Here is a 15370-nt window from a genome sequence, read left to right on the forward strand (position 1 = left end):
AGGAAAAGAGAAGGATGAAGCTCAAGAGTGCCCTCGCCTGCACGTTCGCCGCTATGGCTGTCGCCGGTGGTGCCGCCGGAACCGCGCAGGCGGCCGAGGACGACACGTCGAAGATCGACAACAGCATGCAGATCGCGAGCTGCGACACCATCGAGGTCATCGACATCCCGATCGCCTCGGCCGCCAACAACACCGTCGACTGCTCCGACTACATCTCGGACAAGGAGAGCAAGTCGGTGCACATCGTCGACGAGGAGAACGCCCACGCCACCTCGCTGCTCCTCAAGCGCCTCCGCTGATCGCGCGGCTCGCCCGCCTCGCCCCTTGAGGTGGTACCGAGCAGTTCACCACGCCCAGCCGCCCCGAGACCCTGTCCGGGGCGGCTGGACGTTTGGGCGGGTGCGGGGCCGAGGGTGCGACGCGCGCGGCGGGTGCGCGGACCCGGGACGGCCGGGGCGCCCCGGTCACGGCCAGGGGATCTCCGTGGAGGCCAGGTAGGCGAGCCCCCGCTCCCGCCAGAGCCGCCCGTGGCGGGCGAGGCGGACCCGGTGGTCCTCCCACTCGGGTGCCCGGCCGGTCCACGCGCTCTCCGCGAGGGACGCGAGGCGCGGCAGCAGCAGGGTGGTCAGGTCGTCCAACCCCGTGATCGACTCGCCGAAGAGCGTCATCTCGATCCCCGCGATCCGCGCGTCGGGAATCCCGTGGGAGGCCGGGTCCCACGCGGCGGCGTGCCGGACGCCGCGCGGCCGGTAGAGGGGGAACCCGAGGCGGGCGGCGCTTTCGGCCTGGTCGGGCGGTGCCACGTCCGGGGCGTAGGGGCGGTCCAGGTAGAGGTGGGACTGCGGGGACAGAAGGACGCGTCCGCCCCCCTCGACGACGCGGGCGACGTCGTGGTCGGCCGGGGCGAAGAACGTCTTGAGGGCCCTGACGAGCTCGACGGTGTGGCCGGCCGCGAGCAGTTCGGGCCGGCGGGCGAGCTCCTCCTCCGTGTCGGGCAGGTCCATCATCGGCACGTCCACCCAGAACTGGGCGATGTCGTCCGGGGTGATCCCGGCGCGCGAGGACTCCTGCCAGGCCAGCGGCCGTTTGCCCGCCGCCCGCACCAGGGCGCGCAGTTCGCGCACCGCGAGGGCGAAGCTCTCCGGGGTCGCCCCGACGGCCTCGTCCCCGCCGATGTGCACGAACGGGCCGACGGTCGTCCGGCACACGTCGGCGAGGATCGAGGCGACGGCGTCCCGTGTGGTCGGGTCGGCGAGGTCCAGCGGGGGGACGAAGGGGAACCGGCCCGCCAGGCCCTCCGGCGCGGGTGCGTCCGGCAGCCCCGGCAGGGCCTCGCGCAGGGCGGCGCAGTGGCCCGGCAGGTCGATCTCGGGGACGACGGTCACGAAGCGCTCGGCCGCGTACTCCTGAAGGGCGCGGTACTCCTCGACGGTGTAGAACGCCCGCGGCGTGCCGTCCGCCCCGGCCGCGGTCAGCGCGGGGACGGCCGGGGTCTGCAGGCGCCAGCCCTCGTTGTCCGTCAGGTGCAGGTGGAGCACGTTCAGCTTGTAGAGCGCCGCGAGGTCGATGACGCGCCGCAGCTCGTCGGGGGTGAGGTGACCGCGCGCCGGGTCGAGCATCAGGCCGCGCCACGCGTGGCGCGGCGCGTCCGCCAGCTCCTGTCGGGGCAGCCGGCCCTCGGACGCGGCGATGAGCTGGACCGCCGTGGTGGCGGCGCGGAACACCCCCTCGGGGGTGGCGGCCCGGCAGGTGACGGCGTGTTCGGTGACCGTGAGGCGGTAGGACTCGTCCGCCGGCTCCGAAAGGCCGCGCGGGGAGACGCCCACGGGGGTGCGGTGCGGCGCCGACGGTGTCGCGTCGAGCGCGAGCACGAGGGTGGCGGGGCCGCAGTCGGGGGCGCCGCCGTCCGCGTCCGGCAGCAGGCGGTCCCCCAGGTGGGGTGCCAGCAGCGCGCGCACCGTGCCGGCGACCGCGGTGAGCCGGTCGTCGGCGGCGCGGATCCGCCAGTCTCCGGCGACGTGCGGGCCTTCGCGGCCGGCTGCCGCTGTCTGCCGTGCGGGACGGGGAACGACGGCGTTCATGATCTCCTCCACCGGGCTGACGAGGGGCCGGATCCCGGCCCGTGCGCGCACCGGCCCCGAGGGCCCGGCGCCTTCGTCAGGTCGGCGCCGGCCCCGGGGCGGCGGGCCGCGTCCGGAGCGGCGCTCACGCCGCCGCCTCTTCTGCCGGACCGGATCCGCCTGTACGCTAACACGAAAACCGATCAATGAACGCTTTTTGTGGAGTCGCTGGCAGGCCGTCCGCCGCACCGGCTCCGAGGCGGAAGGAGCCCCCGTATGACGCCCTCGACCGGGCCCGGTCTCACGCTGCCCGACGGCTTCCTCATGGGAGCGTCCACCTCTCCCCACCAGGTCGAGGGGAACAACGTCTCCAGCGACTGGTGGGCCATCGAGAACCGGCCGGGCAGCTTCGTCGCCGAGCCCAGCGGAGACGCGGCCGACAGCTTCCACCGCTGGCCGGAGGACATGGACCTGCTGAGCGAACTGGGTTTCAACGCCTACCGGTTCGGCATCGAGTGGGCCCGCATCGAGCCCGAGCGCGGGCGGGTGTCGCGTGCCGCCGTCGAGCACTACCGCGCCATGGTGCGCGGGGCCCTGGAGCGCGGGCTCACCCCGGTGGTGACGCTGCACCACTTCACCTGCCCGCGGTGGTTCAGCGAGCTCGGCGGCTGGTCGTCGCCCGAGTCGACCGACCTCTTCGCCGCCTACGCGAAGGTGGCCGCGGACGTCCTCGGGGCGGGGGTCCGCCACGTGGTCACGATCAACGAGCCGAACATGATCGCGCTGATGCACACCCTGATGCGCCGCGCCGCCCGGAAGGAGGGAGACCCCGCCGCGGCGGGCGGGGAGCACACGGGCGCCGCGGCCTTCGAGCCCGGCTCCCTCGAACCGGACGCCGAGGTGACCCGGGCGCTGATCCGGGCCCACCGGGCCGCCTTCGCGGTCCTGAAGGAGGCCGACCCCGCGCTGCGGATCGGCTGGACCGTCGCCAACCAGGTCTACCAGGCCGAACCGGGCGCGGAGGAGGTCGCCGCCGCGTACGCCCGGACCCGTGAGGACGTGTTCCTGGAGGCCGCCCGCGAGGACGACTGGATCGGCGTCCAGGCGTACACCCGCCACCGGATCGGCCCGGACGGCCCGCTCCCCGTGCCGGAAGGCGCCGCCACCACGCTGACCGGCTGGGAGGTCTACCCCGAGGCGCTGGGCGAGGCGGTGCGGTACACGGCCCGCGTGGTCGGCCCGCACGTCCCCGTCCTGGTCACCGAGAACGGCATCGCCACCGACGACGACGACCTGCGCGTCACGTACACCGAGGGCGCGCTGGCGAGCCTGGCCGCGGCCATGCGCGACGGCGTCGACGTGCGCGGTTACCTGCACTGGAGCGCCCTGGACAACTACGAGTGGGGCTCCTACCGGCCGACCTTCGGACTCATCGCGGTCGACCCGCGCACCTTCGCCCGCACGCCCAAGGAGTCGGCCCGCTGGCTGGGCTCCCTGGCCCGCGCCGGACGCATCCCCGGCGGTGCGGCGGCCGTGCCCGGCGGCGGTCCCTCCGCGGGATAGGCTGGCGGACATGGCGAAACGGGGCCCGTACGAGAAGGGCGAGGCGAAGCGCACCGAGATCCTGCACGCGGCTCTGGAGACGTTCGCGGCCGAGGGGTACCGGGGCACCTCGCTGCGCAAGGTGGCCGCCAAGTGCAACCTCAGCCTGCCCGGCCTGATGCACTACTTCGACTCCAAGGAGGACCTGCTCACGCAGGTGCTGCGGATGCGCGACGAGACCGCGCGGATGCGGCAGGACGAGCGCACCAGCCCCGAGAGCTACCGGGAGATCATCCGGGAGAGCGCGAAGACCCCCGGCCTGGTGGAGCTGTTCGTCTCCATGGCGGCGGCGGCCAGCGACCCCGGCCACCCGGCGCACGAGCACTTCGCCGAGCGCTATCCGCTGCTGCGGGAGCGGGTCGCCGCGTTCGCCAGGAAGCGGATGGAGGAGGGGCGGATGAGCACCGTCGTTCCCCCCGAGCGCCTGGCGGTCCTGCTGCTCGCCGTGGCCGACGGCATCCAGTTGCAGTGGCTCATCGACCGGTCGACGGACATGGAGCAGCCGATCGACGACATCATGCGGCTCCTCGACCCGGAACGGGAGACCTGACCCGGAGGGCGCGGGGAGGGCGGACCGCGGAAGCGAAGGGGCGGGAGCCGGTCCGGTACCGGCCCCCGCCCCTCCTTCCCGCGTCGGACGGCGTCACCCCCGGGCGGGGAGGCCCGCCGCCTCCCTGACGGCCGCCGTCCACCGCACCCAGCGCGGATCGGGCCCCGACGAGGGCTCCCAGGACATCGCCGTACAGACGTAGCCGACCGCGAGTCCGCTCTCCGGGTGGGCCATGCCGAGGCGCCCGCCCGCTCCGGCGTGGCCGAAGGAGCCCTCCCCCAGCAGGGGTTCGCCGGGGCGGGGCAGTTCGAAGCCGAGACCGAAGCGGGAGCGGTCGGGACCGTCGAGCCGGTCCAGCGGCGCGGGCTGCGGCAGGTGGTCGGTGTGCGGGGCGCGCGCCCGGTCCACGGTGGGACCGGACAGCAGCCGCACGCCGTCGACCGGGCCGATGAGCGCCGCGTACAGCCGGGAGAGGGAGCGGGCGTTGCCGATGCCGCCCGCCGCGGGGAACTCGCCGGCCCTGCCCCGGCGCGTGCCGAACGCCTCGATCGCCGCGCCCAGTTCGGCAACCGACGCCCGCAGCGCGATGGCCAGGCGGTCGTCCTCGGCGAGCCCGAGGCCGGCGACCGCCGCCGCGACCCGCTCGGCCGTGGGCGGCTCCCGGACGGCGAACTGCGGCGCGAAGCGGTGCTCCTCCCGCTGCGGCAGCCCCATCCACAGGTCCAGTCCCAGTCGTCCGGCCACCTCCCGGGCGAAGAACCGGCCGATGCTCGTCCCCGTCACCCGGCGGACGACCTCGCCGACCAGGTGGCCGTAGGTGAGGGCGTGGTAGAGGTACGCCGTCCCGGGCTCCCACAGCGGCGGCATCGCCGCGAGGGCGCGGGTGCGCGCGTCCCAGTCGAGGAGGCCGGACACCCCGACGCCCGCGGCCCCGTCGGCGAAGGCGGGCAGTCCCGCACGGTGGGCGAGCAGGTCGGCCACCGTCGTGCCCGCCTTGCCCGCCGCCGCGAACTCCGGCCAGTACCGCGCGACGGGCGCCTCCAGGTCCAGGGCGCCGCGTTCGCTCAGTAGGTGGGCGCAGACGGCGGCCATCCCCTTCGACGCGGACATCAGCACGCCGACCGCGTCGGGGCCGAACGGCCGCCCGGCCGTCGCCGCCGGGCCCGCGGACCACAGGTCCACGACCAGCCTGCCGTGGTGGTGGACGGCCAACTGGGCGGCGCCGGGATCGTCCGCCTGCCCCTGCGCGAAGGCGTCCCGTACGCCCTCCCAACCGGGCAGCGCGCTCCCGCCCACCGCGGCGGCCCCGGCCGTCACGTCACTCGCCCCGGCCGTCGTCGTCGGCGGCGGCGACGGCGGCGGCCAGTTCGTCCACGTCCTCGGGGGAGACGGGGCTCTGCGGGAACTCGGAGATCACGTCGAGCGGCATGCCGGCGAGGAACCGCCGCATCACCGGGTCGTCCATGGCGCTCGGCCCCGTCCTGCCCGCCGCGGCCCGGGCGAACCTCTCCCCCAGCAGCGGCCCGCCCACGGGGTGCCGCAACCACTCCGCGAGCGTGTGGCGCCCGCTCAGGCGGAGGCGCGAGGGGTCGCCGGCGACGGTGAGCACGGCCGACAGCCGGATGTCACGCGAGGAGGAGCCGACGTCGATGCGGTAGTCGCCTTCCTCGACCCGCCAGCGGCCCTCGCGTTCGCTGTAGTACGCGAGGTCCTCGCGCGCCAGCTCCACCACCACCTCCCGGCTCTCACCGGGGGAGAGGGACACGGAGACGAAGCCGCGCAGCTCCCTCGGCGGCCGGGCGACCGCGGAGGCGGCCGGTCCGCCGCTGTACACCTGGACGACCTCGCGCCCCGCGCGCCCGCCGGTGTTGGTGACGGTGACCGCCACGGTGAACGCCGCGCCGTCCTCCCGCCGGTCCACGCGCATCCCGGAGTACGCGAAGGTGGTGTACGACAGTCCGTGGCCGAAGGGGAAGGCGACCTCGCAGCGGCGGGCGTCGTAACCGCGGTACCCGACGAAGACGCCCTCGCCGTAGCGGACCCGGCCCTCCTCGCCGGGGAAGGACAGGTGGCTGGGCGAGTCCTCCAGGCGCAGCGGGACGGTCTCGGCCAGCTTGCCGGACGGGTTGACCGCCCCGAACAGCACCCGGGCGAGCGCGCCGCCGCCGGCCTGGCCGAGCAACCAGCCCTCCACCAGGGCGGGTACCCGCTCGTGCCAGGGCGCGGTGCGCACCACGCCGCCGTTGGAGAGCACCACGCACACCCGGGGGTTGGCCTCCCGGACGCGCTCCAGCAGGCGCAGCTGGACGGGCGGCAGGTCGATGTGGTCGCGGTCGAAGCCCTCCGACTCGTCCTGGGCGGGAAGCCCGAGGAACAGCACCACCGTGTCGCTCGCGGACGCGAGCCGTACGGCTTCGGCGACCAGGGGCTCCTCCCCGTCCGCCGGCGCGGCGCCCGGGAGCGCGTAGCCCGCGGCGAAGTCCACGCGGGCGCCGTCGGCGAGCTCCCGCAGGCGGTCCAGGGGCGTGTCGAGGAGGGTCGGCGTCACCTGGGAGCTGCCCGCGCCCTGGTAGCGCGGGGTGCGGGCCAGTTCGCCGATGACCGCGACGGTGCCGGAGGCGGGGTCGAGGGGCAGGAGGTCCGAGTCGTTCTTCAGGAGCACGACGCACCGGTCCGCGGCCTCCCCGGCGAGCCGGTGGTGCTCCGCGACCGGTACCTCGCGCCTCTCGGGCGCGCCGTCCGCCGCGCGCCGGGCGAAGCGGACGAGGCGTTCCACCGCCGCGTCGAGCACCGACTCGTCGAGGTCGCCTCCGGTCACGGCGGCGACGACCTCGCGGTCGGTGCGCCCGCCCGTGCCCGGCATCTGGAGGTCGAGTCCGGCGCGCAGCGCGGCGACCCGGTCGCGCACGGCGCCCCAGTCGGACATGACGATGCCGTCGAAGCCCCACTCGGAGCGCAGGACGTCCGTGAGCAGGCGGGTGTTCTCGCAGAGAGGGACGCCGTTGACGCCGTTGTAGGAGGCCATGACGGACCAGGGGCGGTCCCGGCGGACGATGCGCTCGAAGGCCCTCAGGTAGATCTCGCGCAGCGGGCGCTCGTCGACGTCGGCGCTGACGCGCATGCGGTCGGTCTCCTGGTTGTTGGCGGCGTAGTGCTTGAGGGCCGCCCCCACGCCCGCCTCCTGCAACCCGCGGACCATCGCCCCGCCCATCTCGGCGGAGAGGAGCGGGTCCTCCGAGAAGTACTCGAAGTTGCGCCCGCACAGCGGTGACCGCTTGATGTTGATGCCGGGTCCGAGCACGACGCGGACGCCGTGGGAGGCCGCCTCCGCGGCGATCGCGCCGGCGACGCGGCGGGCGAGTTCCGGGTCCCAGCTGCTGCCGAGTGCCACGGCGGGCGGGAAGCAGGTGGCGGGGGCGGCGCTGTGCAGGTCGACCTGGCCGCCGTCGCCGCTCTCCTTGGGCAGCCGCAGCCCGTGGGGCCCGTCGGACATGGTGACCGCCGGCACGCCGGCGGAGGCGATGGCCGTGGTGACGAAGTCACCGGCGCCGCTGGTCAGTGACGCCCTGTCGGCGAGGGAGAGCCGGGGCGGTGGGGGCTGCTGGGTCATACGGCGCACCTATCGGGGTCTCGTGGGGCGGGCGGGACCGGACCGGCGCCCGACCGTGGGCGGCGGGCCCGTCCCTGACGGCGTGAAGGGCGTCCGGCCGGTGCGGGCGGACCGTGCCGACGGCCGAGCGATCCAAAAACCGTAAGATGATCGGTTTTCGCTGTCAAGGGTGGCTACCTGCCGGTAGTTACGAGATGGCATCGGTCGACTTACCTCCGTGCGATCCCTTGACGACCAGAAACCGATCAACTTACGGTTTTCGCGCTCGAGCGGCGCCGCTCCGGGACAGCGACCGGGTCCCGCAGCCGCCTCCTTTCCACTCGCCCACGAAACGAGGAACGGCCATGCCCCCATCCGGACAGTCCGCCACCCCGCCCCCCGGACGGCGGATCCTCCGCACCGCGCCTCCGGGCGGGACCGGTGCCCCCCGCCGTGCGGTGCGCGCCGGGGTCGCGGCCGCGGCGGCCGTCGCCGTGCTGGCCGGCACGGCCGCGGGCGCCGCGGCGAGCCCCGTGGCGGAGCGCTCCGCCGGGCACGCCTCCGCGCGCGCCGCCGAAGAGGTGCACTACGTCGCGCTCGGCGACTCCTTCAGTGCGGGCCCCGGCATCCCCGAGCAGACCGACGCGGTCTGCGGGCGCTCGTCGAACAACTACCCGGCCCTGGTGGCCCGTACGGTCGGCGCGGCCTCGTTCACCGACGTGACCTGCTCGGGCGCCGCCACCAGCCACATGGCGAACCCGCAGGAGTCGGTCCCGCCGCAGCTCGACGCGCTGCGCCCCGACACGACGCTGGTCACCCTCGGCATCGGCGGCAACGACCTCGACCTGGTGGGCGTCATCACTCGCTGCGTGCTCCTGGGATACGTGGCGCCGTACGGCTCGCCCTGCAAGCAGAGCTACACCCTCTTCGGCACCGACGAGATCGGCTCCCGCGTCAACGCCACGGCACCGAAGATCGAAGCGGTGCTCAAGGAGATCCGCGTCCGGTCCCCGAAGGCGAAGGTGCTCCTGGTGGGCTACCCGGCGCTCTTCCCCGACGACGGCACGGCGTGCCGGGAGACCGTCGCGCTCGCCAAGGGCGACTTCCCCTGGATCCGGGACAAGGAGAAGCACCTCAACGCGATGCTCGCGCAGCAGGCCGGCCTCCAGGGCGCCACCTACGTCGACACCTACGGGCCGTCGATCGGGCACGACGTGTGCAAGCCCGCCGGCGTCCGCTGGATCGAGCCGGAGGACACGGCGGAGGCGGCCGGGTTCCACCCCAACGCAGCCGGGCACCGGAGCGCGGCCGATGCGGTGCTCGCGTCGCTCAGCCGCTGACACCGGCTCCCCCCGCACCGTCCCCGGGGAGGAACCCGAGGCCGCGCAGGAAGTCGCGCACCACCTCCTCCATCACCACGGCTTCCGGTTCCAGCAGCCACTGCGTCTGAAGGCCGTCCATCAGCGCCAGCAACTGCCGGGCCACGGTCTGCGGGGCGCTGCGCGCGGGTGCGCCGGCCTCGGCCTGCAGGGCCTCGACCAGTACGGTCACCTCCTCCCGGAGGACGCGGTAGCGCTCCTTGAAGTAGTGGTGGGCGGGGTGCCCGGGATCGGTGGCCTCGGCGGACAGCTTCGCGTAGAGCCCGACGACGCCCGGGGTTCCGCTGTTGCGCGCGACCAGGCCGACCAGCCGGCGCAACCGTTCCCCCGGGCCGGGTTCGGGGGTGCCCGGCCGGACGATGCCGGGGAAGACCGACTGGGCGTCGATCCTGTCGCGGCGGCTCAGCACCTCGATGAGCACGGCCTCCTTGCCCGGGAAGTGGTGCAGCAGTCCGGCGTGGGTCAGCCCCGCGTGCGCGGCGATGTCGCGCAACGACACCGCGTTGAAGCCCGAGCGGGAGAACAGCTCGGTGGCGGAGTCGAGGATGCGGGCCCGTGTGCGCTCGCCCTTCGACGGGCGGCGCGGGGCGCTCGCGGACGGTTCGCTCACTTCGATGGCCTCCTGCCGTCGGCGGACCGGCACACGCCGCCCGGCGCGTGTCCGGTCGCGCGGGCCCGCGCGCGGCGTCCACTGTCCCGCGTCGGTGCGCGGAGCCCGGGAGACGGCCGTGAGGGCGTCCCCGACTCCCCGCCAACCGGAACCTACCAGTTGGTAATTCCACCGCCGGAAAAACCTACCAAGTGGTTGGTTCCGGTTGTAAGCTCACCGCCAATCTCGCCCGGGGGCCCTTCCCCGGCCCTCCAGACGGAGCGAACCTCATGAGCAGAACCATCCGAACCGGGGCCGTCGCCGCCTGCGTGGCCGCGACCCTCACCCTCGCGGGATGCGCCGACCCGGGCGCCAAGAGCACCGGCTCCTCGACGCTGAACGTGGCGACCCTGACCCTCCCCCAGAGCTTCGACCCGGCCGTCGCGGTCGGCAGCGCCCTGCCGTTCTTCCAGGCCACGTACGACACCCTCGTCAAGCGCGAGCCGAACGGCGACTTCAGCCCGATGCTCGCCACCGAGTGGAAGTACAACGGCGACCGCACCGAGCTCGGCCTCACCCTGCGCGAGGACGTGAAGTTCGCCGACGGCACCGCCTTCGACGCGGCCGCGGTCAAGGCGAACATGGAGCGCTTCAAGAAGGGCGGCGGCGCCAACGCGAAGTGGCTGAAGGACCTCCAGGAGGTCCGGGTCGTCGACCCCTCCCACGTGACGCTGAAGCTCGCGCAGGCCAACCCCGCGATGCTCTTCTACCTGAGCGACGCGGCCGGCCTGATGGCGAACCCGGCGAAGTTCGGGCAGGCCGACAGCCTCAAGACGACCCCCGACGGCACCGGCCCCTACCGCCTCGTCAAGGAGAAGACGACGGTCGGCACCAAGTGGGTCTACGCGCGCAACGCCGACTACTGGGGCGAACGGCTCCCGTACGAGAACCTCACGATCAGCTACTTCGACAACGAGACCGCGATCGTCAACGGCCTCAAGACCGGTCAGGTGAACGCGGCCCTCCTCCAGACCGCCGACCAGCAGGTCAGCATCGAGTCCGACCCCAGGATGAAGACGACGAAGCAGGAGTTCGACTTCCAGGGGCTGCTGCTCTTCGACCGCGGCGGGAAGCTGACGCCGGCCCTGAAGGACCCCCGCGTCCGCCAGGCGCTGAACCTCGCGATCGACCGCGAGACCATGCTCGGCGCCATCCGCCAGAACCGGGGCGAGGTCACCTCCCAGGTCTTCGGGCCCGGCACCCGGGGGTACGACGAGAAGCTGGACACGTACTACTCCCACGACCCGGCCAAGGCCAAGAAGCTCCTCGCGGAGGCGGGCTACGGCAAGGGCTTCACGCTGAAGCTGCCCCGCATCGCCGCGATCGTCAACGACGCCCTCGCCGCGTCGCTCGCCACCGACTTCAAGGCCGTCGGCGTCACCCTCGTCTGGGACGAGCTGGACGGAGGCTCGGCGATCCGGAAGGTGTTCGCCGACCGCGCCTACTCGGGCATGGTCATGAACATGGGCCAGTCCACCTCCGACTGGGTGGTCGTCGACGAGCTGGTCACGCCCGGCTCCTTCAACATGTTCGGCACCGCGGACGCCACCACGCAGAAGCTGGTCCCCGCGATCCAGACCGGTACCGACGCACAGGCGGAGCAGGCCGCGCGCGAGCTCAACGCCCACCTCGTGAAGGAGGGCTGGTTCGTGCCCTTCTACCGGATGACGTACCTGCACGTCTCGGACGGCACGGTGAAGATCACCCCGCAGTCCGGCATGGCCGTCCCGTCGATCTACAACTACGCCCCCGTCAAGTGAGGCCACGCCGGGGGGAGGAGCGCGCGGAAGCCCGCGCGGTTCTCCCCCCGGCGGCCGGTCACGGATACCGAGTGCCATGCTGAACTTCATCGCCCGCAGGATCGCGGCGGGAGCCCTGCTCCTGGTCGTCATCTCCTTCCTCTCGTACCTGCTGCTGTCGATCCCCGGCACGGACGTCGGCAGGCAACTCCTGGGCCAGGGCGCCGACCAGGCGGCCGTCGACGCCAAGAACGCCTCCCTCGGGCTGGACCGGCCGGTCCTGGAGCAGTACGCCGACTGGCTCGCCCACGCCGTGCGCGGCGACCTCGGCACCTCCTGGTTCACCAGCGAGGACGTCACCCAGGCCGTGGCGGGCCGACTGCCGGTCACCGCGAGCCTGATGCTGGGCGTCACCCTCGTCACCGCCGCCGTGTCGTTCCTGCTCGGCGTCTGGGCGGGGGTCCGGCGCGGCGCGGTCGACCGCTTCGTCCAGGTCCTCGGCGTCGTGGGCTACGCGCTCCCCGGCTTCCTCGTGACGCTGGTCATGGTGCTGGTCTTCGCGGTCCACCTGAACTGGTTCCCCGCCATCGGGTACGTCGCGCTCACCGAGTCGCCCGGCGGCTGGCTGTCCACCATCACCCTGCCCGTCCTGTCCCTGTCGGTGGCGTCCGTGGCCGGGGTCTCCCAGCAGGTGCGCGGCGCGGTGATCGACGTACTGCGGCAGGACTACGTCCGCACCCTGCGCGCCCGCGGCCTCCCCCCGTCCCGGATCGTGTTCCGGCACGTCCTGCGCAACGCGTCGGCGCCCGCCCTGTCGGTCCTCGGCATGCAGTTCGTGGGCCTGCTCGGCGGTGCCGTGATCGTGGAGCAGATCTTCGGCCTCCCCGGCATCGGCAGCATGACCGTCACCTACACCACCCGCGGCGACATCCCCGTGATCATGGCGCTCGTCATGCTCACCGTGATCGGCGTCGTACTGATCAACCTTCTGGTCGACATCATGATCGGCTGGCTCAACCCGAAGGCGAGAGTCGCATGAGCGAGAACCTCCCGGCCGACGCTCCCACCGCGACCCGCCCGGAGCCCTCCGGCGCACCGCTCCACGACCCCGGCGCCCAGGCGCCGCCCGCCCGCCGCGGCACCCTCCTCCGACGGCTCCTGCGCAACCCCCTCGGGGTGCTCTCCGCCGGCGTCCTGCTGCTCCTGCTCGTCGCCGTCGCCCTGGCCCCGCTGCTCGCGCCGCAGGCCCCCGACGCCTCCTCGCTCGGCGACGCCTTCGCCGCCCCCAGCGGCGCGCACCCGATGGGAATGGACTCCGCGGGCCGCGACATCCTCTCCCGCATCCTCCACGGGGGCCGCAACACCCTGGGCGGGGCGCTCATAGCCCTCGGGATCGCCCTCGCCCTCGGGGTGCCCTCCGGTCTGTACGCGGGCTACCGCGGCGGCTGGTTCGACTCGGTCGCCAACTGGGCCGTGAACCTCGTCATGGCGCTGCCCGCCATGGTCGTGCTCCTCGCCTCGCGCGCCATCCTCGGCCCCGACGTCTGGGCCCTGATGATCGTGCTCGGTGTCCTCGCGGCCCCGAGCTTCTTCCGCCTCGTCCGCGGCATCGTCGCGGGCGTCCGCGCGGAGCTCTACGTCGACGCCGCGAAGGTGTCCGGACTGTCCGACCTCCGCATCGTCGCCCGGCACGTCCTGACGGTGGTGCGCGGTCCCGTCATCATCCAGGTGGCACTCGTCGCCGGCGTCGCCATCGCGCTCCAGGCCGGCCTGGAGTTCCTCGGCGTCGGCGGCGGATCGGCCCCGACGTGGGGTGCGATGCTCAACGAGGCGTTCCAGAACATCCAGCGGGCGCCGCTGCTGCTGTTGTGGCCGGGCCTCGCCCTCGGCCTGACCAACGGCGCCCTCGTCCTGCTCGCCGGAGCCCTGCGCGACGGGCTGGAGGACCGCACCGGGGAAGCGGCCGGGACCCGCCGGAGCCGGCGCCGCACGACCGCCGCGGCCCCCGCCGTCGCGGCCCCCGCCGCCGGGGATGCCGCGGCGGACCGCTCCGCGCTGCTCTCGGTGCGCGGCCTCACCGTCGCCTACGCCCAGCCGGACGGCACCGACAAGGAGGTCGTGCACGGCGTCGACATCGACGTGCGGGCCGGTGAGATCGTGGGGCTCGTCGGCGAGTCCGGCTCCGGGAAGACCCAGTCCGCCTTCGCCGTGCTCGGCATCCTCCCCGACGGCGGGCGGGTCAGCGGCGGCAGCGTCACCATCAAGGGACAGGAGGTCGTCGGCCTGCCCGAACGCGCTCGTCGCGCTCTTCGCGGCGGCACCGTGGCCTACGTCCCGCAGGAACCCATGAGCAACCTCGACCCCTCCTTCACCATCGGCAGCCAGCTCGTGGAACCCATGCGCCACACCCTCGGCATCTCCCGGAGGGAGGCCGCCCGCCGCGCCGTCGACCTGCTGCGCCTGGTGGAGATCCCCCACCCCGAGCGCACCCTGCGCCTGTACCCCCACGAGATATCGGGAGGCATGGCCCAACGCGTCCTCATCGCCGGCGCCATGTCCTGCGACCCCGAACTCCTCATCGCCGACGAGCCCACCACCGCGCTCGACGTACGCGTCCAGGCCGAGGTGCTCGACCTGTTGCGCCGCCTGCAGAAGGACCGCGGCCTCGGCGTGCTCCTGGTCACCCACGACCTCGGTGTCGTGGCGGACCTCTGCGACCGCGTCGCCGTCATGAACACCGGCAGGATCGTGGAGACCGGCACCACCGAGCAGGTCCTCCACGCCCCCCGGGACGCCTACACCCGGGCCCTGCTCGGCGCCGTCCTGGACGAAGCCCCGACCCGGGCCCCCTGGCAGCCGCGAGAGGCGAGGAGCACCACCGCATGACCCCCACCGAAGCCACCGTCGCCGAGGACGCCCTGCTCAGCGTCCGGGACCTGCGGGTCTCCTTCCCCGGCAAGGGCCGGCGCGCCCCGCGCGCCGAGGTCCTCAAGGGCGTCTCGCTCGACATCCGGCCGGGTGAGACCCTCGGCCTGGTCGGCGAGTCCGGCTCGGGCAAGACCACCATCGGCCGCGCGGTCCTCGGGCTCGTCCCCGTCGACTCGGGCACCGTCACCTTCGCCGGGGAACGCATCGACCGGGCCGGCCGCGCCCGCCGCCGCGAGCTGGGCCGCGACCTCCAGGTCGTCTTCCAGGACCCCTACACCTCGCTGAACCCCTCCCTCACCGTCGGGGACACCCTCGCCGAGCCCCTGCTCGGCCACGGGATGAGCGCCAAGCAGGCCCGGGACCGGGTCGGCGACCTGCTCGCCCGCGTCCACCTCCCCGCCGACGCGGCGGCCCGCCTGCCCCGCGAGTTCTCCGGCGGCCAGCGCCAGCGCGTGGCGATCGCCCGCGCGCTCGCCCTGCGCCCCCGGCTCGTCATCTGCGACGAACCGGTGTCCGCGCTCGACCTCACCACCCGCAGGACCGTCCTCGACCTCTTCCTGGAGATCCAGGAGGAGACCGGGGTCGCCTACCTCTTCGTCACGCACGACCTGTCGGTCGTGCGGTTCATGAGCCACCGGGTGGCGGTGATCCACCACGGGAACATCGTGGAAACGGGCGACGCCCGCGCCCTCACCACCGAGCCGCGGCACGACTACACCCGGGCCCTGTTGCTCTCCGCCCCCGTGGCGGACGTCGACCGACAGCGCCGCCGCAGGGAGGCCGCGCGGCGCCTCGTCGGGCCGCCGGCGGCCGACGAGCGGCCGGCCGGCGGCTGACGGCCGCCACCGGCGGCGCGGCCCCGGGCGGGCCCGCG

General features: G+C 74.0%; 12 protein-coding genes. 8 read left to right on the plus strand and 4 right to left on the minus strand.

Annotation, left to right across the window (positions count from 1 at the left end; translation table 11 throughout):
- The first annotated feature begins 14 nt into the window (after window positions 1-14).
- Window positions 15-299 (plus strand): hypothetical protein, encoded by a 285-nt coding sequence (locus AC07D6_RS05035; protein ID WP_479042056.1) that lies wholly within the window; start codon window positions 15-17, stop codon window positions 297-299.
- A 165-nt stretch (window positions 300-464) separates the two neighbouring features.
- Here AC07D6_RS05035 and AC07D6_RS05040 read toward each other — a convergent pair whose 3' ends face one another.
- On the minus strand, window positions 465-2081 hold the full coding sequence (locus AC07D6_RS05040; RefSeq protein ID WP_479042058.1) for a family 20 glycosylhydrolase: 1617 nt from the start codon (window positions 2079-2081) through the stop codon (window positions 465-467).
- Window positions 2082-2336: 255 nt separating this feature from the next.
- On the opposite strand from AC07D6_RS05040, the gene AC07D6_RS05045 reads away from it, so the two are divergent.
- Window positions 2337-3623, plus strand: coding sequence for a glycoside hydrolase family 1 protein (locus AC07D6_RS05045; RefSeq protein ID WP_479042061.1), 1287 nt, complete (start codon window positions 2337-2339; stop codon window positions 3621-3623).
- 10 nt (window positions 3624-3633) lie between these two features.
- On the plus strand, window positions 3634-4212 hold the full coding sequence (locus AC07D6_RS05050; protein ID WP_315877930.1) for a TetR/AcrR family transcriptional regulator: 579 nt from the start codon (window positions 3634-3636) through the stop codon (window positions 4210-4212).
- 93 nt (window positions 4213-4305) lie between these two features.
- Here the strand turns inward: AC07D6_RS05050 and AC07D6_RS05055 are convergent, their stop codons facing one another.
- Together AC07D6_RS05055 and AC07D6_RS05060 are read right to left on the minus strand one after the other, a co-directional pair.
- Complete coding sequence (locus tag AC07D6_RS05055; RefSeq protein ID WP_479042063.1) at window positions 4306-5529, minus strand: serine hydrolase domain-containing protein; 1224 nt, start codon at window positions 5527-5529, stop codon at window positions 4306-4308.
- 1 nt (window position 5530) lies between these two features.
- Complete coding sequence (locus AC07D6_RS05060) at window positions 5531-7822, minus strand: glycoside hydrolase family 3 C-terminal domain-containing protein (protein ID WP_479042065.1); 2292 nt, start codon at window positions 7820-7822, stop codon at window positions 5531-5533.
- Window positions 7823-8166: 344 nt separating this feature from the next.
- On the opposite strand from AC07D6_RS05060, the gene AC07D6_RS05065 reads away from it, so the two are divergent.
- A complete protein-coding gene (locus AC07D6_RS05065) occupies window positions 8167-9141 on the plus strand; it encodes an SGNH/GDSL hydrolase family protein (RefSeq protein ID WP_315877927.1) in 975 nt (324 codons plus the stop codon).
- Here the strand turns inward: AC07D6_RS05065 and AC07D6_RS05070 are convergent.
- Window positions 9131-9790, minus strand: a complete 660-nt coding sequence (locus tag AC07D6_RS05070) for a TetR/AcrR family transcriptional regulator (RefSeq protein ID WP_479042067.1) — start codon at window positions 9788-9790, stop codon at window positions 9131-9133. The genes AC07D6_RS05065 and AC07D6_RS05070 overlap by 11 nt on opposite strands.
- 269 nt (window positions 9791-10059) lie before the next feature.
- Between AC07D6_RS05070 and AC07D6_RS05075 the strand changes: the two genes are divergently transcribed.
- From AC07D6_RS05075 to AC07D6_RS05090, 4 genes are all read left to right on the plus strand, one after another.
- Entirely contained in the window at window positions 10060-11589 is a 1530-nt protein-coding gene (locus AC07D6_RS05075; RefSeq protein WP_315877925.1) for an ABC transporter substrate-binding protein, read from the plus strand.
- Window positions 11590-11665: 76 nt separating this feature from the next.
- Window positions 11666-12607 (plus strand): ABC transporter permease, encoded by a 942-nt coding sequence (locus tag AC07D6_RS05080; RefSeq protein ID WP_479042069.1) that lies wholly within the window; start codon window positions 11666-11668, stop codon window positions 12605-12607.
- On the plus strand, window positions 12604-14454 hold the full coding sequence (locus AC07D6_RS05085; RefSeq protein ID WP_479042071.1) for a dipeptide/oligopeptide/nickel ABC transporter permease/ATP-binding protein: 1851 nt from the start codon (window positions 12604-12606) through the stop codon (window positions 14452-14454). Before AC07D6_RS05080 ends, AC07D6_RS05085 begins: the two co-directional genes overlap by 4 nt.
- Window positions 14451-15332: an ABC transporter ATP-binding protein gene (locus tag AC07D6_RS05090; protein ID WP_315877922.1), complete on the plus strand. Its 882-nt coding sequence runs from the start codon at window positions 14451-14453 to the stop codon at window positions 15330-15332. Before AC07D6_RS05085 ends, AC07D6_RS05090 begins: the two co-directional genes overlap by 4 nt.
- Window positions 15333-15370 lie beyond the last annotated feature (38 nt).

This window comes from Streptomyces sp. NPDC045287 (assembly GCF_056432325.1).